At 39.3% G+C, this 19,219-nt stretch carries 16 protein-coding genes; 10 read left to right on the top strand and 6 right to left on the bottom strand.

Annotated elements, in window-relative coordinates; translation table 11 throughout:
- Positions 1-41: 41 nt before the first annotated feature.
- Entirely contained in the window at positions 42-1,670 is a 1,629-nt protein-coding gene (gene pruA / locus GSQ84_RS09595; RefSeq protein ID WP_158797004.1) for an L-glutamate gamma-semialdehyde dehydrogenase, read from the bottom strand.
- A 64-nt stretch (positions 1,671-1,734) separates the two neighbouring features.
- Between pruA and lpxK the strand changes: the two genes are divergently transcribed.
- From lpxK to GSQ84_RS09580, 3 genes are read left to right on the top strand one after another with little or no spacing between them, the layout of a single operon-like run.
- Entirely contained in the window at positions 1,735-2,793 is a 1,059-nt protein-coding gene (lpxK, locus tag GSQ84_RS09590; protein WP_158797003.1) for a tetraacyldisaccharide 4'-kinase, read from the top strand.
- Positions 2,765-3,580 (top strand): purine-nucleoside phosphorylase, encoded by an 816-nt coding sequence (locus GSQ84_RS09585; protein WP_158797002.1) that lies wholly within the window; start codon positions 2,765-2,767, stop codon positions 3,578-3,580. Before lpxK ends, GSQ84_RS09585 begins: the two co-directional genes overlap by 29 nt.
- Entirely contained in the window at positions 3,580-5,601 is a 2,022-nt protein-coding gene (locus tag GSQ84_RS09580) for a putative porin (protein WP_158797001.1), read from the top strand. The genes GSQ84_RS09585 and GSQ84_RS09580 overlap by 1 nt, the downstream gene beginning before the upstream one ends.
- 2 nt (positions 5,602-5,603) lie before the next feature.
- Here GSQ84_RS09580 and GSQ84_RS09575 read toward each other — a convergent pair whose 3' ends face one another.
- Positions 5,604-6,860 (bottom strand): asparagine synthetase B, encoded by a 1,257-nt coding sequence (locus GSQ84_RS09575; RefSeq protein WP_174238640.1) that lies wholly within the window; start codon positions 6,858-6,860, stop codon positions 5,604-5,606.
- A gap of 135 nt (positions 6,861-6,995) precedes the next feature.
- Between GSQ84_RS09575 and GSQ84_RS09570 the strand changes: the two genes are divergently transcribed.
- Positions 6,996-7,457, top strand: coding sequence for a peptidylprolyl isomerase (locus tag GSQ84_RS09570; RefSeq protein ID WP_158797000.1), 462 nt, complete (start codon positions 6,996-6,998; stop codon positions 7,455-7,457).
- 4 nt (positions 7,458-7,461) lie between these two features.
- A complete protein-coding gene (locus GSQ84_RS09565; protein WP_158796999.1) occupies positions 7,462-8,004 on the top strand; it encodes a DUF5606 domain-containing protein in 543 nt (180 codons plus the stop codon).
- Between the two features lie 65 nt (positions 8,005-8,069).
- Here the strand turns inward: GSQ84_RS09565 and GSQ84_RS28205 are convergent, their stop codons facing one another.
- Together GSQ84_RS28205 and rlmH are read right to left on the bottom strand one after the other, a co-directional pair.
- Positions 8,070-8,198, bottom strand: a complete 129-nt coding sequence (locus tag GSQ84_RS28205) for a hypothetical protein (protein ID WP_256377525.1) — start codon at positions 8,196-8,198, stop codon at positions 8,070-8,072.
- A 58-nt stretch (positions 8,199-8,256) separates the two neighbouring features.
- Entirely contained in the window at positions 8,257-8,730 is a 474-nt protein-coding gene (rlmH, locus tag GSQ84_RS09560) for a 23S rRNA (pseudouridine(1915)-N(3))-methyltransferase RlmH (protein ID WP_158796998.1), read from the bottom strand.
- Between the two features lie 68 nt (positions 8,731-8,798).
- Between rlmH and GSQ84_RS09555 the strand changes: the two genes are divergently transcribed.
- Together GSQ84_RS09555 and GSQ84_RS09550 are read left to right on the top strand one after the other, a co-directional pair.
- Positions 8,799-10,628 (top strand): DNA mismatch repair protein MutS, encoded by a 1,830-nt coding sequence (locus GSQ84_RS09555; protein ID WP_158796997.1) that lies wholly within the window; start codon positions 8,799-8,801, stop codon positions 10,626-10,628.
- A 68-nt stretch (positions 10,629-10,696) separates the two neighbouring features.
- Positions 10,697-12,034 (top strand): GH1 family beta-glucosidase, encoded by a 1,338-nt coding sequence (locus tag GSQ84_RS09550; protein WP_158796996.1) that lies wholly within the window; start codon positions 10,697-10,699, stop codon positions 12,032-12,034.
- Positions 12,035-12,085: 51 nt separating this feature from the next.
- Here the strand turns inward: GSQ84_RS09550 and GSQ84_RS09545 are convergent, their stop codons facing one another.
- The gene (locus GSQ84_RS09545; RefSeq protein WP_158796995.1) at positions 12,086-14,356 is read right to left on the bottom strand and encodes an aconitate hydratase; all 2,271 of its coding nucleotides are present in this window, start codon (positions 14,354-14,356) and stop codon (positions 12,086-12,088) included.
- Positions 14,357-14,635: 279 nt separating this feature from the next.
- Positions 14,636-15,253: a polysaccharide deacetylase family protein gene (locus tag GSQ84_RS09540; protein WP_158796994.1), complete on the bottom strand. Its 618-nt coding sequence runs from the start codon at positions 15,251-15,253 to the stop codon at positions 14,636-14,638.
- 89 nt (positions 15,254-15,342) lie between these two features.
- Here GSQ84_RS09540 and GSQ84_RS09535 point away from each other — a divergent pair, with 89 nt between their 5' ends.
- From GSQ84_RS09535 to GSQ84_RS09525, 3 genes are all read left to right on the top strand, one after another.
- Positions 15,343-16,713 carry a TolC family protein gene (locus GSQ84_RS09535; RefSeq protein ID WP_158796993.1) on the top strand — a complete coding sequence of 457 codons (1,371 nt, stop codon included), beginning with the start codon at positions 15,343-15,345 and terminating at the stop codon, positions 16,711-16,713.
- 23 nt (positions 16,714-16,736) lie between these two features.
- Entirely contained in the window at positions 16,737-18,092 is a 1,356-nt protein-coding gene (locus GSQ84_RS09530; protein ID WP_158796992.1) for an efflux RND transporter periplasmic adaptor subunit, read from the top strand.
- A gap of 73 nt (positions 18,093-18,165) precedes the next feature.
- Complete coding sequence (locus GSQ84_RS09525; protein WP_158796991.1) at positions 18,166-19,167, top strand: NAD(P)H-dependent glycerol-3-phosphate dehydrogenase; 1,002 nt, start codon at positions 18,166-18,168, stop codon at positions 19,165-19,167.
- Positions 19,168-19,219 lie beyond the last annotated feature (52 nt).

Below are 19,219 nucleotides of genomic sequence, written 5' to 3'. Positions count from 1 at the left end.
TTTAAACAAAAAAAGCCGCATCTGCGGCTTTTTTTGTTTAATTATCCTAAAAAAGGATAACGGTAATCTTTTGGCGGATCGAAAGATTCCTTAATTGTACGTGGAGAAACCCAACGCAATAAGTTGATCATTGAACCGGCTTTATCATTTGTACCTGAACCTCTGGCGCCTCCAAATGGCTGCTGACCAACAACGGCCCCTGTACATTTATCATTGATGTAGAAGTTACCTGCTGAATTACGTAAGGCGTAAGATGCCTGATCGATGATATAACGATCCTGTGCAATGATGGCACCAGTTAAAGCATAGATAGAAGTAGAGTCGATCAATTTAAGTGTCTGATCAAATTCTTCGTCTTCATATAAATAAATGCTTACTACCGGACCAAATAATTCCTCACACATAGTGGTATATTTAGGATCCTGAACGATCAGCACGGTAGGCTCTACAAAATAACCTTTAGATTTGTCGTAGTTTCCTCCTGCCATGATTTCCACTGCAGGATCTGATTTTGCCTGATCGATATATTTTGCCAGTTTATCAAATGATTTTTCATCGATAACAGCATTGATAAAGTTGCTGAAATCTTCAGTACCGCCCATTTTAAAGGTAGCGAGGTCACGCAACATAAACTCCTTAACATAAGGCCAGATGCTTTTCGCAATATATACCCTTGAAGCAGCTGAACATTTTTGTCCCTGGTATTCAAAGGCGCCTCGTAAAATAGCTGTACTTGAAACTTCGGCATCAGCAGAACCATGAACCAGGATAAAATCTTTACCACCGGTTTCACCTACGATGCGCGGGTAAGTTTTGTATTTATGAATATTTGTACCTACTGTTTTCCAGATGTGCTGAAATACAGGAGTAGAACCTGTAAAGTGTATACCTGCAAAGTCGGGACTGTTGAAAATTACGTCACCTGTTTCAGGACCATCTGCATAGATCAGGTTAATCACACCTGCCGGTAAACCTGCTTCAATGAAAATCTCCATCAGTAAGTTAGCTGCATATACTTGTGTATCTGCTGGTTTCCATACAACTACGTTACCCATCAGCGCTGCTGAAGTAGGCAGGTTACCAGCGATAGCTGTAAAGTTGAATGGCGTTAAAGCAAATACAAATCCTTCCAAAGGACGTTGTTCTACCCTGTTCCAAACACCTTTAGGAGATACCGGAGGCTGCTGACTGTAAATTTCCGACAGATAAGATACGTTGAAACGTAAGAAGTCTATCAACTCACAAACAGAATCAATTTCTGCCTGGTAAGCATTTTTTGATTGTCCAAGCATTGTAGCTGCATTCAGCTTGTAACGATAAGGACCAGAGATTAAATCGGCAACCTTTAAAAATATAGAAGCACGTTGTTCCCATGCCAGATTTTCCCATTTTTCTTTTGCTGCTAATGCGGCATCTATGGCTTGCTGAACATGTGTTTTGTCTCCTATACTGTAATGGGCTAAGATATGCTGATGATCGTGTGGTGGAGTAACTTTGCCCTTTTTATCTGTGTGGACTGGTTTGCCACCGATATACATAGGGATGTCGCCTGTTTTTGAACGCGCTTCTTCCAGAGCAGCTTTCAATAATTCACGTTCTTTACTTCCGGGAGCATAACCAAAAATGGGTTCGTTCGTCGGGGTTGGTACGTTAAAAAATCCTTTGAGCATGATATAAAAAAATTGTTTGGGCAAAGATAGTTTTTTATTTTATTCTTATTTTTGAATCCATACGATGATAAAATACCTTCGATTGCTTTTCCTGCCCTTTTCTGTGATTTACGGGATAGTGATTATATGCAGAAACAAACTATATGACTATGGCTTATTGAAATCGAGCCGATTTGACCTCCCTGTGATTTGCGTAGGCAATCTGGTAGTGGGTGGATCTGGTAAAAGCCCCGTGACGGAATATCTGGTTAATTTACTTTCAGGTTATAAAATCGCCATTCTTAGCCGTGGTTACGGTAGGGATACCAAAGGTTTTTTATATGCTGATGAAAGTTCCACAGCACGTACCATAGGGGATGAACCACTTCAGTTTTATCATAAATTTCCGCAGGTAACAGTGGCTGTATGTGAAGACCGCGTTTTTGGTATTAATCGACTTAAAGATACACACGACCTGATCATACTGGATGATGCATTCCAGCACAGGAGCGTAAATCCTGGTTTCAGTATTTTACTGTTTGAGTTTGAAAAACTGTTGCATCCGCAGTTTCTGCTGCCTGCAGGAAATATGAGGGAGCCATTCTGGGGATACAAACGCGCCTCAATTGTCATGGTGACCAAATCACCTGAGGAAATTACTGAATTACAGCGATCATATTGTGCGGGGAAATTTAATAATGATGCCCAGGAAAGGCTTTTTTTTTCTTCAATTCGCTATAGTAAGCTCACTTCGCTGTTTGGCAAAGAGACTTTAAACCTGGATGTTCTTGTTCATCAAACTGTTTTTTTACTGACAGGTATTGCCAATCCCAAACCCATGTTGAATGAGCTGAAAAGGCTTTCTTTAACTGTTGTGCACCACGATTATCCTGACCACCATACCTTTACTTCGCATAATTTAAGTAAATTGGTTGAGGCATTTCTTCAGCATCCTGCAAAAGAAAAGATCATTATCACAACAGAAAAGGATGCGCAACGTTTATTTGATGTTACAATCAAAGAATTACTGTTAGATTTGCCTGTATTTTACTTGCCAATCAGCATTGCTGTAGAAGCAGAACGTAAAGAAATAGTTGATCAAAAGATTTTAAAGTATGTTTCAGACACTGCACGAAACCGTTGAATATATAAAGCGAAAAAGCAATAATTTCCAGCCGGAAATCGGTATTGTTTTAGGAACAGGACTGGGGGGATTGGTAAATGAGATTATAGTGGAGTTTAGTATGATGTATGCTAATATTCCTAATTTTCCTATTTCAACGTTAGAGTTTCATTCCGGAAAGCTGATTTTTGGTGTATTGAACGGTAAGAGAGTAGTGGCTATGCAAGGCAGACTTCATTATTATGAGGGTTATTCTATGCAGCAGATCACCTTTCCAATACGGGTAATGAAAGCATTGGGTATTCAATATCTTTTTGTTTCCAATGCCGCAGGGTCGCTAAATTCTGATTTTAAAAAAGGCGATCTGATGGTGATCAATGACCATATTAACCTGCAGCCTGAAAGTCCGCTGCGCGGGATCAATGATGCTGACTTTGGTCCAAGATTTCCGGATATGAGCCAGCCTTATCACAAAGAATTGATCACAAAAGCGCTGAAAATAGCAGAACAGGAAAATATTACCTGTCATCAGGGCGTATATGTATCTGTAACTGGTCCTAATCTGGAAACAAAAGCAGAATATAAATATTTGCGTATCATTGGTGGAGATGCGGTAGGTATGAGTACAGTACCTGAGGTTATTGTGGCCAATCACATGAGTATTCCGGTTTTCGCGATGTCTGTTTTGACAGATGAAGGTTTTCCTGAGGTTCTTTTACCTGTAAGTTTAGAAGAAATACTGGCTACAGCAAGAACTGCTGAACCAAAAATGACTAAAATATTAAGCCAGTTAATTTCTCAATTATAATGTATAAAACAGTTGTTTTATTTTTCCTGATCTGCTTCTCTTTTGGAGTACAGCAGGTTTTTGCCCAGGATTTAAAAACTAATGTGAGAAATAATAAAGAATTGGACTCCGTTAGAAATAAGTTGGAGAACGGGAAGGATTCTGTTATTTTTACTTCCAGATTTGTTCGTTATACTACGCTCAGGTTAACTAAAGACAGTATCCAGACCTTACCATTGGATACCAGTTTAAGGCAGATGCAGAATTATAGCCCTATTCAGCAACCGAGAAGACCTACTATTAATACGGGTAATATCGGGCTTCCTGCAAAAGCGTTACTATTTGAGCCCGACAAAACAATCGGGTTTAATCCCGGTTTTCACTCCCTGGACTGGTATGCTTTGATGCCTGAGGATATCATCTATTACCAGGCACGTACTCCTTTTACCAACCTGACTTATAATGGCCAGTATAGCGGTGATGTGGAGCAGACTTTTCACGTAACCCATACCCAGAATATCAATAAGCGCTGGAATGCAGGAGGAAGTTACAACAGGATTGGTGCCAACGGAGATTATATCCGTCAGCGGGGAGACGTATTGAACGGTACGCTTTTTACCTGGTATACTTCTAAGGACAAGCGTTATACGTTATTCGCCAGTGCTATTTTTAATACTATGAAGGCTTATGAAAATGGATCGGTTACGAATGATTCGATTTTTACCGCAGGATCACTGGTTGGTAAAGCTTCAGAACCGGTAAGGCTAAATGATACCCGGCAGATCTACAGGAAAAACAATTTTTTAATTAAGCAGATCTATTTTGTGGGGCGTATAGATACAGTTGATCAGGAGATTACGAAGAAAGTATTACCTACCAATAAAATTACCTATACGATAAGATACGATAAGGATTCTTATGCTTTTCAGAAAAATGAGGCTGATGACCATACCGTATTGCCTGCTGGCCGGCAGGATCTGGTATTTACCAATGACAGTACTTCAGTACAGCATATCCAGAATGAGTTTATGTACAGTTTTTTTCTGCGTGGAAAACCCAGTGCAGTGATTAAGAATGAGCTAAAGCTTGACCTGGGTATAAGACATGATTTTTATAACTATCAACAGGTTGTGGGATTGTCTAATAAAACAGATTATTATGTACGTAACCTGGAATTTCAGAATATTTCATTATTGGGCTCTGCAGGTTACCGCTTTAGCGACCGTGTAAACCTGGATGTAGATTTGCAGCAGATTGCGCAGGGCAGGGAAGCTGGAGATTATTTGTATGAGGCAAAGACTAATGTTCTGGTGAGCAGGAGTATTGGGAGGATCGTCCTGGATGCGTATGCGCAGAATAAATCACCTGAAGAAATCTACAATAACTATTATGGTAACCACCTGGACTGGCTCAATAATTTTAACCGTACTAAAACCGTTAGTTTCTCTTTTAAATATATCAATGATAAGCTGAGACTAGATGCCAGCGCAGAATATTACCAGATTAAGAACTACCTGTATTTCAACCAGGCAAATTCTGAGGTAGATTCTACGTCTATTGCACCTGCACAGTATTCGGGAACGATCAACATGCTGAAGATTACCGTAGGTAAAAAATTCACTTATGGTAAATTTAACCTGGATAGTTATATCGTTTATCAGAAGACAAATAACACTGACCTGATGCGTACCCCCTCTTTTTATACCTTTAATAGTTTTTATATAGACAAGACTGTTTTCAAAGTATTAAGAACTAATTTCGGTTTTGATGTGCGCTATAATTCAAAGTATGAGAACTATGCATACTCACCGGTGGTTAGCCAGTTTTATGTAACTAACAGACCTACTACCGGGGTAGTTTCATTTGCTACCACGCCAATTGTAGATCTTTGGATACGTGCCAGTTTAAGAAAAGCGAACATCTTCCTTAAATATGAATATGCTAACCAGGGAATCGGACAAGGCGGATATTACACTGTTTATAAATACCCAATGCCTGATAAACTATTTAAGATAGGGGTAAGCTGGAATTTCTACGATTAAACTTATGTTTTCTGCGGTTTTTTCTTTGCTGCAGGAAATAGTACATTGTTTAGGATCAGGCGATATCCTGGAGAATTAGGATGAAGGTTTAAATCTGTGGGTGGGTCGCCTACGATATGCTGATAATCTTCAGGGTCGTGCCCTCCATAAAAGGTGAACTGTCCTTTACCTACTTCACCGTGAAGGTAACGTACCTCAGCAGCACCTTTGTTTTCTCCCAATACAGTGATGCTGGGTTTTAATAGATTTTTCCTGAAAGCAGTTGTTTGTCCCATAAAACCTTTGATCACGCGTTCATGATTTTGTGTTAACATGGTAGGAACGAGGTCTGATTTGGCAGAGAAGTCAAAGAGGGTGAAGTAATCATTCTGCTGTGTCAGGTTTCTGGTTTGTGTAACGTCTATATCCGAAAACCCATAACTAACCGGGTTTTGGTTCAGCCTGAAATTCTTAAAGGCAAATGTATTGGAGAAATTGAGTTTCTCCTGTGCGTTAGGATCTTCGGCATCCCCATCAAACATGCTGGCACAGATATCTACGCCATCGGCACTCAATGCGATATCAAAAGTATCCGTAGCCGAGCACATGGCAAAGAGAAATCCGCCGCCTACACAAAACTCACGCATTCTTTTTACCACAGCGAGTTTCATTGCCGATACTTTTGAGAATCCATTTCTTTTAGCTGTGGCTTCCTGGTTTTTTACATCTTCCTGATACCAGGATGCATTTTTAAAGGTACTCCAAAAGCGGCCGTACTGTCCCGTGAAATCCTCATGGTGCAGGTGGAGCCAGTCATAACCACTTAATTTATCTTTTAAAACGTCGTCATCATAAATAATATCATAGGGGATTTCTGCATAAGTAAGTACCAGCGTAACTGCATCATCCCAGGGTAATTTGCTTTTAGGAGAGTAAACCGCAATTTTTGGGGCTTTTTCCAGTTTCACAATTTCCATATTCACTTCAGGATCGCTGATTTCATTTAAGATATCATTTACTTTTGCATCTGCAAGCACAGTGTAGGATACACCCCTGACTTTACATTCATCTTCTATCACTTTGGCATATTTGATCAGAAAACTCCCTCCTTTATAGTTCAGCAGCCAGTTAACTTCTGCATTTTGTTTAATGCTCCAGTAAGCAATACCATAAGCCTTTAGATGGTTTTTCTGATCTTCGTCCATATTGATCAGGATAGAAGAGGCTTTTACAGCCAGGGTAAAGAGCAGCAAAAACAAAAGAAGAAAGCTACCTTTCATAAAGAAATGAATTAATGAAATACGAATTTACTTTTTTTGAAGACCATTGTTTGCATATTATATGTATTTAACGTTAAACTATTGTTCGTCTAGTCATTACAATTTACTAAATTTGCCGATCACAAAAAGACGAATATGAGCAAAGCAATAATAAAAACAGAAAAAGGCGACATGACTGTCGAATTTTATGAAAAGGATGCGCCTAAAGCAGTTGCGAACTTTAAAAAATTAGCAGGTGAAGGTTTCTACGATGGTGTTACATTTCACCGTGTTATTCCAAATTTTATGGTACAAAGTGGATGCCCTAACTCTAAAGATCCTAAAACAGCTCATTTAGCTGGTACAGGTGGGCCTGGTTATAAAATAGACTGTGAGTTGGATGGTGAAAACCAATATCATGACCGTGGTGTTTTATCTATGGCACATGCTGGTAGAAACACTGGTGGTTCACAATTCTTTATCTGCCACAGCAGAGCAAATACTGCACATTTGGATAGAAATCACACCGTCTTTGGTAAAGTTATCGAAAATGTAGACCTTGTTGATGATATTAAACAAGGAGACAGAATTTTAAGTATAGAAGTGTTAGCAGATTAATGATATGAATTTAAGAGGAATTGTAGCCGTATCCGGCAGACCAGGTTTATTTAAACTTGTTGGACAAAATAAGGCAGGTTATGTACTGGAAGGGTTAGATGCTCAAAAAGTTAAAATCGTAGCTAGTATTTCCAGTACTAAACTGGCTTCGCTGGAAGATATTACCATTTATGGTGAAGACGAAGATTTGAAATTAGTAGACGTTTTGGCAAATATTGCTGCAGTAAAAGGAGATATTCCTGATGCTAAAGCAGATCCTGCTGTATTGAAAAACTTATTTCTAGAAGTTGCCCCTACTCATGATCAGGATAAAGTTTATACTTCTGACATGAAAAAAATCGTTACCTGGTATCATCTCTTAAAGGATCTTCCTTTGTTCAGTGAAGAAACACCGGGAGCTGAAGGTACAACTGAAGGCGTAAAAGCGGAAGAAAAAGGCGAGAAGAAAGTTGTTAAAGCTACGCCTAAACCCGCTAATGCTAAAGCACCAAGCAAAACGGCTCAGCCTGCTAAAAAAGCAAGCATGACCAGCAAAAAAGGAGTTTAAAGTTTATTGTATATAAAAAAACCGGATGTGTAAACATCCGGTTTTTTTATGTCTGCTCTGCAGGTCTACAGATAAAACCAGATCAGTAAAAATGCAACAATAGAGATAATGATAGCGATCGTGAAGCTCCATTTATCTCCCTTCCTTTTACTCCTCATCTGATACTTACGCTTGGTGAAACCTATTTTTTCCATAAAATCCTTTCTTCCTATAAGATGCATAAAATAAAATATTCCACAAAAAAATGCGGAATTATTCGTGATGGTAAGGCTCTCCTTTTAGAATACTAAAAGCCCTGTATAGTTGCTCTACGAAAAACAAACGAACCATTTGGTGAGAGAACGTCATGTCTGACAACGAAATATTTCCATTTGCCCTTTTATAAATACTTTCATCAAATCCGTAAGGCCCACCAATAACGAATATCATTTGCTGAACACTTCCAATCATCTGTTTGTTTAAATAGTCTGCAAATTGAACTGAAGTATATTTCTTTCCTTTTTCGTCCATTAATATCACCATATCCAGGTTGCTCACCTGTTTTAAGATCAGTTCTGCTTCTTTTGTTTTTTGCTGTGCTTCTGTCAGGTTTTTGGTGTTCTTAATCTCCGGTATAACCAACAGGGTAAAGCCGATATAATGTTTTAGCCGGCTAAGATATTTCTCTATTCCCTCAATCAGGTATTTATCTTCAGTTTTCCCAACAACGAGTAAGGTTATCTTCATTAATGTATATTTGCTTTATAGTTACGGTAAAAATAGCTGTATTAGATTTTAAGAACACGCGCAAAGATATGGTAAAATTAAAAGATAGTATTTTAAAGGACTATCAAAATAACGTAGAAATTCAACATTCACTGATCACAAAATTAAAGGCAACGCTCAATACAATAAGTTATAGTCGGCTGGGATTGTTTTTATTAGAAATACTATTGGTCACTATTATTATTCTTGCGGGATATCATTGGTATATGGGGGTGTTGGTCTGTCTTCCTATTTTAGTATTTATAGTAATTTTAAAAAGGCAGGTAAAGGTTCAAAATGATCTTACTTATGCAGAGAAGTTACTCTTTGTCTTTCAGAATGAGGTAGATCTGATTACCATGGGACATCAAAAATATGATGACGGCACTGCTTATGTCAATGAATCCCATTCATATGCTTCAGATCTTGATATCTATGGAGCTTCTTCCTTATACGCTTTTATCAACCGTTCGAATACAGTTAAAGGAATGAAGCTACTGGCCGATAGTTTAGGTAAAGCGGGAGACCAGAATACAATAATTAAACGTCAGGAGGCTATTTTTGAGGTGAAGGAGCATATTGATGCCACTTATCATTTTAGAGCTGGACTTCAATACCATAAACCTCAACAACTAGAAATAATAAAGTATAAGATAGCGCATAAAATATCTGGGCAGCTGGAATTTACCCACAACAAATTATTGCGTTTTTACACTATACTGGCGCCGGTTTTATCTGTTGGAGTGCTGATAATGGGTGTCATTTATGAGGGAATTTGGTGGAAGTTTTTAGGCCTGTGCTTTTTTTCTAATTCAGCTGTAGCTTTCTACCATCAAAAGAATCTTAAGGAAGTAAAAGCTGGATTTGATAGTAGTTCAAGTCTGTTGAGTTCATTGGCAGATACCATCGCCTGGACGCAGGGAATTGCCTGGAAAAGTAGTTACATTAAAGATTTATTTGGTACTGATATCCCAAATGCGCCTTTAACAGAGCAAATAAAAGAATTATCTTCTTTTATTAATGCACTGGATGCTAGTCTTAACATATTTATAGGGCCTTTTCTTCAAGGGTTTCTTTTATGGGATTTTAAGTATGCCATCAAGCTTGATGGCTGGCATATAAAATCTTCGAAACTATTACTCTCAGGGTTGGAGACTATCAGTCATTTTGAAGAACTTATTTCCTTTGCAACGCTTGCACATAACCAACCGGAATGGATATTTCCTATTATCGCTGGTGATTTCCATTTTGAAGCCACCGGATTGGGCCATCCCCTGATTAGTGATGCGAAACGTGTAATCAATGATTATCAATTTGAAAAAATCCCTACAACAGATATTGTTACGGGCTCTAATATGGCGGGTAAAAGTACATTTCTTCGTACAGTAGGCATCAATATGGTTCTAGCTTTTGCTGGGGCACCAGTATGTGCGACAGCGATGAAATCATCCATTTTTGAATTGCTTACTTACATGCGAATCAAAGATTCCCTCAATGACCAGACCTCAACTTTTAAAGCTGAGCTGAACAGGTTAAAGATGATCCTGGGAGGGGTGAAAGCACTGTCGCATCCTTTAGTTTTGATTGATGAAATGTTAAGGGGAACGAACAGTAAGGATAAATACCTGGGGTCTAAAGTTTTTATTCAGCAAATGATCCTGGAGCATACGCCTACTTTATTTGCCACCCATGATCTTCAATTGTCAGAAATGATCGACAGTTATAGTCAGGAACTTAGAAATTATCATTTTGATATCCAGTTAACAAATGGAGAAATGAATTTTGATTATAAACTGAAATATGGGGCCTGTAAAACATTTAATGCAGCACTTCTGTTGAAAGAAATTGGTTTGGAATTTAATCCCGATGAACATAATTAGTGTGGTTTTTAGAAGATTAACAGGGAGTTAACACTAAATTCTCATATTGGCGTTTATAACATCAATATATGATCAAAGCATCCGATTTTGGCAGTGATTTTTCATGGGGCGTAGCAACTGCTGCTGCACAAATAGAGGGTGCCTCTGATCAATATGGGAAAGGCCCTTCCATTTGGGATACTTTCTCTAAACGGTCGGGAAAAATAAAAAAAGGGCATCAACTGGTTACAGCATGTGATTTTTATCATCGCTATCATGAGGATATTGCTTTGGTGAAGCTACTGGGCTTTTCCGTCTTCAGGTTTTCGATATCCTGGCCGAGGCTTCTTCCTTACGGAGATGGGCTGGTCAATGAAGAAGGTATCCGGTTTTACCACAACGTAATCGACGAATGTCTGGAACAGGGTTTAACACCTTATATTACCCTATATCACTGGGACCTGCCGCAGGCTTTAGAAGATGAAGGAGGATGGACAGCCTTTGGCATCAATACAGCCTTTAATGCCTTTGTATCTGTTTGTGCTAAAACTTATGGCGATAAGGTAAAGAACTGGCTGGTGCTGAATGAACCTTTTGGGTTTACTTCCCTGGGTTACATGCTGGGGGTTCATGCGCCCGGAAAAACTGGTCTTACTAACTTTTTTTCTGCAGTACACCACACCGCTATTGCACAGGCCGATGGCGGACGGATTTTGCGTGCAGAGGTTTCGGGTGCTAATATCGGTACTACTTATTCCTGCTCTGAAGTTATTCCCTATACGCAGAGCGACGCTGATGTGCTGGCTGCCTCCCGTGTGGACTGCCTGATGAACCGGCTGTTTATAGAACCAGCCTTAGGTCTGGGTTATCCTGGGGAGGAATGGGAGGTAATGGAAAAGTTTTCTATTTCACATTCTACCTGGCGACATACTGAACGGCTCACTTTCGATTTTGATTTTATCGGATTACAGAACTATTTTCCACTAACCGTAAAGTATAATGGCTTTATACCTGTGTTGCAAGCCTGGGAAGTGAAAGCCAAGAGCATGAAAAAACCTCATACGGCTATGGGCTGGGAAGTGAATGCAGATAGTTTTTATCGTATCATTAAGCAATTTGCATCCTATCCTAAGATTAAAAATCTGATGATTACAGAGAATGGCGCTGCCTATCAGGATAAGCTAATTGGGGGAACAGTAGACGATCAGGAAAGAATTGAATATTTTAAACTTTACCTGGCTGCTGTTTTAAAGGCAAAGGGAGAAGGAATGAACATTACCGGTTATATGGCCTGGACGCTGATGGATAATTTTGAATGGGCAGAAGGTTACAATGCCAGGTTTGGATTGGTCTATAACGATTTTAAAACCCAGCAGAGGACAATTAAATCATCAGGTTACTGGTGGCAGGATTTCCTGAAAAAATAGCATAAAAAAACTCCCGCATGATGTGCGGGAGTTTTTTTATGTATATAATGACTAAACTGCTGCTACCTGGCGGCGAATAATATTCAGTGCCCCACCGGCTTTAAACCAATCGATTTGTTGTGCATTATAGCTATGGTTAACAGGAAACTCTTCTTTAGTACCATCTGCGTGGTTTAACACGATAGTTAAAGGTACATCAGGAGTGAATGTAGTTAAACCAACGATATCAATGATATCATTTTCCAGGATCTTATCATAATCTTCCTTATTAGCGAAAGTTAAGCCTAACATCCCTTGTTTTTTAAGGTTAGTTTCGTGGATACGTGCAAATGATTTTACCAGTACGGCACGAACACCCAGGTGACGTGGTTCCATCGCAGCATGTTCACGTGAAGAACCTTCACCGTAATTTTCATCACCTACTACAATAGATCCTAAACCTGCGGCTTTATAAGCGCGTTGTGTAGCTGGGACTGGTCCGTATACGCCAGTTAAAGCATTTTTAACGTCATCAGTTTTGTCATTGAAATAATTGACAGCACCGATCAGCATGTTGTTAGAGATATTATCGAGGTGACCACGGAATTTTAACCATGGACCAGCCATAGAAATATGGTCAGTAGTACATTTTCCTTTTGCTTTGATCAGCAATCTCAGACCTTTAAGATCTGTACCTTCCCATGGAGTGAAAGGATCAAGTAATTGTAACCTGTGTGAAGTCGGGGAAACCAGGATCTGCACACCACTTCCATCGGCTGCCGGTTGTTGATAACCTGCGTCATCAACAGCAAATCCTCGTGGAGGCAATTCAAATCCAGTTGGCTCATCCAATTTTACCTGCTCGCCTTTATCATTGGTCAGTGTATCTGTCAACGGGTTAAAGCTCAGGTCGCCTGCAATAGCTAAAGCAGTTACCAGTTCCGGAGAACCAACAAATGCAAAAGTATTAGGATTACCATCGGCGCGTTTGGCAAAGTTACGGTTGAAAGAGTGGACGATTGTATTTTTCTCTTGTTTTTCTGCACCAACCCTATCCCACATTCCGATACAAGGTCCGCAGGCATTGGTAAATACTTTAGCACCAATAGAGTTGAAAACATCAAGGAATCCATCACGATGAATTGTGAAGCGGATCTGTTCAGAACCAGGATTGATACAATATTCTGATTTAGCGGTTAAGCCTTTTTCAGCAACTTGTCTGGCTATACTTACGGCTCTTGAAATATCTTCGTAAGAAGAGTTTGTACAAGAACCGATCAGACCAACATCAATTTTCATTGGCCAGCCATTGGCTAAAGCTACTTCTTTCATTTTTGAAATAGGTGTAGCTAAATCCGGGGTAAAAGGTCCGTTCAGGTAAGGTTCAAGTGTTGAAAGGTCAATTTCAATTACCTGATCAAAGAACTTATCAGGCTCAGCATAAACTTCAGCGTCACCGGTTAAGTATTCTTTAACTACATTGGCAGCATCTGCTACATCAGCCCTGTTGGTTGCACGTAAATAACGTTCCATGCTTTCATCATAACCGAAGGTAGAAGTTGTTGCGCCAATCTCTGCACCCATGTTACAGATGGTACCTTTACCGGTACAGCTCATGCTGGTTGCACCTTCACCAAAATATTCAACAATAGCTCCGGTACCACCTTTTACAGTAAGGATACCTGCTACTTTTAAGATCACATCTTTAGGAGAAACCCAACCGCTTAATTTTCCGGTTAGTTTTACACCAATTAATTTAGGGAATTTAAGCTCCCATGGCAATCCGGCCATTACGTCACAGGCGTCAGCACCACCAACACCAATAGCAACCATGCCTAAACCACCGGCATTAACCGTGTGAGAATCTGTACCGATCATCATTCCACCAGGAAATGCATAATTTTCCAATACTACCTGGTGAATAATACCTGCACCTGGTTTCCAGAATCCAATACCATATTTGTTAGATACTGAAGCCAGGAAATCAAATACTTCTTTACTTTCTGTATTTGCTGCCGGTAAATCCTGCTCTGCACCATATTTTGCAGTGATCAGGTGGTCACAGTGTACTGTTGAAGGTACCGCAACTTTAGGTCTGCCAGCCTGCATAAACTGCAATAGCGCCATTTGGGCTGTTGCATCCTGCATTGCTACACGGTCAGGAGCAAAATCTACATAATCCGTACCTCTAACGTAAGAAGTATTTGTGTTTTCATCCCAAAGGTGGGTATATAAGATTTTTTCTGAGAGTGTTAAAGGTCTGCCTACTAATTTACGGGCCGCCTCAACTCGGGGACCAAAGTTTGCATACACCTTTTTGATCATTTCAATATCAAAAGCCATTGATAGTATGTATTAAAAGGTTATATTAAAATTAATTTGTAGCGAATTTACAAAAAAAAACAGGCACAGGCTATCATATGCCTATCATAATATTATTTATATAAATTCTAAATAAAATGCTGACCAGTTAGGCGTTACAGTCAATTTCATTGTTCATTAATGAACGCCCTTGTTCGCTAACGGACAACGTCTTTTTGTGAAAACTGCTTAAAATATTGATGAACAGCCTTTTTAATCCTGCATCTTTTCTGGCCTGAACTTCGTAATAAATAAAGAAAATTAAAATGTATGGAACTGATAACCCTGGTTAATTAGGAATTTAAGTGCAGCAGGAAGGGCAAATTTTAACCTGTCAAATGCTTTGAGGCTATCATGAAATACGATTACAGATCCGTTTTCGGTATTTCTGATTACGTTTTGATAACATTTTTCAGGAGAAAGATTAAGGTCGAAATCTCCGCTCAATACATCCCACATGATAATATTAAGGGCTGGATAGAGGATTTTAAGCTGCCTGATCTGAGAATTTTTTATTCTTCCATAAGGAGGCCTGAAAAGCTGGGTGCCAGTAAGCTGCTGGCATTGGTTGAAATTGTCGATGTAGGTATTGTCGTCTGTTTTCCAGCCTTTTAAGTGGTTAAATGTATGGTTTCCAATTGCGTGGCCATCCGCTTTAACCTGGTTGAAAATTTCAGGATACTTGTTGATATTGTCTCCGATACAAAAGAAAGTTGCCTTGCAATTGAAATCTTTTAAAGTATTTAAAACAAAGTCTGTAACAACCGGTATAGGTCCGTCGTCAAAGGTTAAATAAACGACCTTTTCATGGCGGCTTTTGTTCCAGGTGAGAAATGGATAATACCATTTCAATAAAAGAGGAGATTTTACCAGATACATGACCAAATGTAATTAATAACAGTTGGTTGTAGCAGGAGAATTTTACAAAATGAATGAATTGTTTATCTTATAATAGTGAAATCAGAATTATGAAAATTGTTACTAACAAAAGGTTATTGTCGAAATTTGTTATCCTTACTGGAATAGGTTTTTTGAGTATTGGCTTATCCTTTTCTGTTCAGGCGCAGGAAGTCTTAACGATGCAGCAGGCAATTGACAGGATGCTGCAAAACAACCTGACGATTAAACAGGGAGCATTGAATATCAATACGCTGGCAGTAAATTTAGTGCAGTCAAAAGCTGCATTATATCCTACTTTAAATGGAAGCTCTGGTAATAGTTTGAGTTTTGGACGTGTATTGAACACAACGAATTACTCGGTGTCGACTAATAAGACATTGCAATCGAGCGGATCATTGGCAACCAGCGTAAATTTATTCGGAGGGTTTACTTTAATGAACCAGATCAGGCAGAATAAGCTTCTGCTCGAAGCAGGAAACAGTAATCTTGATAAAATTAAAAATGACCTTATCCTGCAGGTGGTAACAGCTTACTTCCAAATTGTATATAACGATGATCTCCTGAAAGCTTCTAAAGAACAGCTGGATGTAGCCGTACAAACCTTAACCAGGGAAGAAGCATTAATGGATGCGGGAAACAAAACCCTGGCCGATATTTCGCAGGCTAAAGCCCAGGTTGCTACAGCTGAATTAAATGTAACGAATGCACAAAATTCACTGACCATTTCTTATCTAACTTTATCACAATTGATGGAGATGAGGTCTGACACGGCCAATTATGTAGTGGTTGCACCAACTTTGCAGGAAATCGTAATGGCACAAAAGAATTATTCTATCAATGATGTTTACAATTCATCGCTGGAAATTTTCCCGGATATTAAATTAGCTAAATTAAATACGCAGGCTGCTAAAAAAGCAATTGATGTTGCAAAAGGTGGTTACAGTCCTGTAATTTCTTTAAACGGAGGACTGGGGTCATATTACTCTTATATCTTCAATTCGCCGATACCCAATCTGGCTTTTTCTAGACAGGTGAGTAATGCATTTAATCAATATGTTGGGCTAAACTTAAGCATTCCTATATTTAACGGACTTACTACCCGCTCAAATGTAAAAAGGGCAAAGATTACCTACGAAGACAATAAGATTCAGGAGCAACTGGCAAAAAACAACCTAAACAAAGTAATTGCACAGGCCATCGCCGACCTTAGAGCTGCCGATAGCAGGTACAAGTCAAATGAAAATACGTTCAATGCCCAGAAAGATGCCTTTAATGTGATCGAGCAACGCTACAACGTAGGGCTGGTGAATTCACTGGATTACAATACGGCAAGGACAAACAGAAATAAAGCAGAAACCGATTTTATACAGGCAAAATATGACCTTTTATTCAGGTCTAAAGTAATAGATTATTATTTGGGCAAGCAGATTACCTTTTAACGCTAATATAACAAAAACAAAAAATGAAACTAAAACACATACTCATCACAGTAGGAGTGCTTATCGCTTTACTGATTGGAGCAAAACTGGCGGGTTTAATAGGCGGTGAAAAAGCTGAAAAGGTTACTGTGGAAAAAGCAGAAAACAGACGGATCATAGAAACCGTTACCGCGAGCGGTAAAGTACAGCCTGAAACGGAAGTTAAGCTCAGTTCTGAGGTATCAGGAGAGGTAGTGGAACTACTGGTGAAAGAGGGTGATGTAGTAAAGAAAGGCCAGCTGCTGTTTAAAGTGAGACCAGATGTATTAAAATCCGGATTTGACAGGGCAAGTGCTTCTTATAGTTCCCAAAAGGCAAGCATAGCTTCTGCGGAGCAACAGTTACAGCAATCTCAGGGCATTTTCGAAAACGAAGAGGGTATTTATAAACGTAATGTTCAGCTATTTAAAAATAAGGTAATATCTGTAGCAGAGTTCGACGCGGCAAAAGCTGCTTATGGAACTTCTAAAACTAATCTGGAAGCTGCAAAACAGACAGTTATAGCAGCTAAGTTTAACCTTGCACAAATGGGTGCAACAGTTCAGGAAGCCAGTGCCAACCTTGCAAAAGCTACCATATTTGCCCCTGTTGACGGCGTCATCTCAAAATTGTCTGTAGAGCTTGGAGATAGGATTTTAGGAACCGCACAATTTGCAGGAACCGAAATTATGAGAATCTCCAACCTGAAATCTATGGAAGTTAATGTGGATGTGAATGAAAATGACATTAACCGCGTGAACGTTGGCGATAGCGCAGTAATTGAAGTGGATGCCTTTTCAGATAAAAAATTCAAAGGTATTGTTACTGAGATTGCCAGTTCATCTAAAGATGTGGGCACAGCAACTGCAGCCGTTTCCAGTACAGACCAGGTGACCAATTTTGTAGTTAAAGTGCGTATTGCTGCAGATTCTTACAGCGGTGTGAGCGGTGGCGCGAAAGATCTTCCATCCCCATTCCGCCCGGGGCTTTCTGCAACGGTAGATATTGAAAGTTCTTCTGTAACCAGTTTGTCGGTACCTATTCAATCTGTATTCACAAAAAATCCAGCTAAGGATAATAAAGAAGGCAGCACTGATGCCGATGCAGGGAAACAAAAAAACAAATTGAATGATAAAACCATTAAGCAATATGTATATACCTACGCAAATGGTGTAGTGAAACAGGTTGAAGTAACTACTGGTATTCAGGATGATCAATACATCCAAATTAAAAAAGGATTGAAGGCTGGTACTGAAGTAGTAAGCGGACCTTACTCTGCAATTCAGAACAAGTTAAAAGACAGCATGAAGGTAGAAAAAACGACTAAAGATAAGTTGTTTGCAGATCCTGATAAAAAGTAAAGATCCCTGTTACCAATAAAATAAGTAATTTGTCCCGGCTTGAAAACATTAAGCCGGGATTTTTTATTTATATATGATGAAACCAAAAGTTGCGATGATTGGTGGCGGTAGCTGGGCAACTGCTATTATAAAAATGCTTTCTGATAATACTACAGAAAAGGAAATTTTCTGGTGGTTACGTGATACGGAATCCATTGCCTACCTGAAAAAGTTTAAGCATAATCCAAAGTATCTAAGTGCTGTAGAAGTTAATTTAAAGGAGGATAATATCTCCAATGATATTGGGAATATTATCGGTGCTGCTGATTATATCATTTTAAATGTTCCCGCTGCTTTTTTAAAAGAGACCCTTAAGGATGTTACCCCTGCAATGCTTGCCGGTAAGAAAATCATTTCGGCTATTAAAGGTATTGTTCCTGATGAAAATCAGATTATCGGAGAGTTTATGCATGAAAAATTTCATGTGCCCTTAAAAGACATCCTGGTGATCAGCGGTCCTTGCCACGCAGAAGAAGTAGCCCTGGAAAAGCTTTCTTTTCTTACGATTGCCTCTATCCAGCTGGAAAATGCGGCCAACTTTTCGGATTTGATCCAGACAAGATATATCAAAACCATTCTTTCGGACGATATTTTCGGGACGGAATATGCTGCAGTACTAAAAAATATTTATGCGGTTGCCAGTGGAATCTGTCACGGCTTAGGTTATGGTGATAATTTTCAGGCAGTACTGATTTCCAATGCTGTCCGTGAGATGAAAAGATTTGTTGACGCTGTTCATCCGATTACCAGGGATATCAAGGAGTCTGCCTATCTGGGAGATCTGCTGGTTACCGCCTATTCCCAGTTCAGCCGTAACCGTACTTTCGGGAATATGATCGGTAAAGGTTATACAGTGAAATCTGCCCAGCTGGAGATGAATATGATTGCTGAAGGTTATTATGCCGCAAGCTGTATGCAGGTGGTCAATAAAAAGTATAACATAAAAATGCCTGTTTGTGATGCAGTATATGCTATCCTTTATGAGCGTCATTCACCACAAACAGAGATCAGCCAGCTGATAGAAAAGCTAAATTAAAACAAAAATATATCTTCTATTGTTATGGATGTGATAGTGCTTGTAAAGCAGC

The organism is Pedobacter sp. L105, assembly GCF_009765875.1.
In the GTDB taxonomy this organism is placed as follows: domain Bacteria; phylum Bacteroidota; class Bacteroidia; order Sphingobacteriales; family Sphingobacteriaceae; genus Pedobacter.
This window is presented reverse-complemented; position numbering and strand designations above follow the sequence as displayed.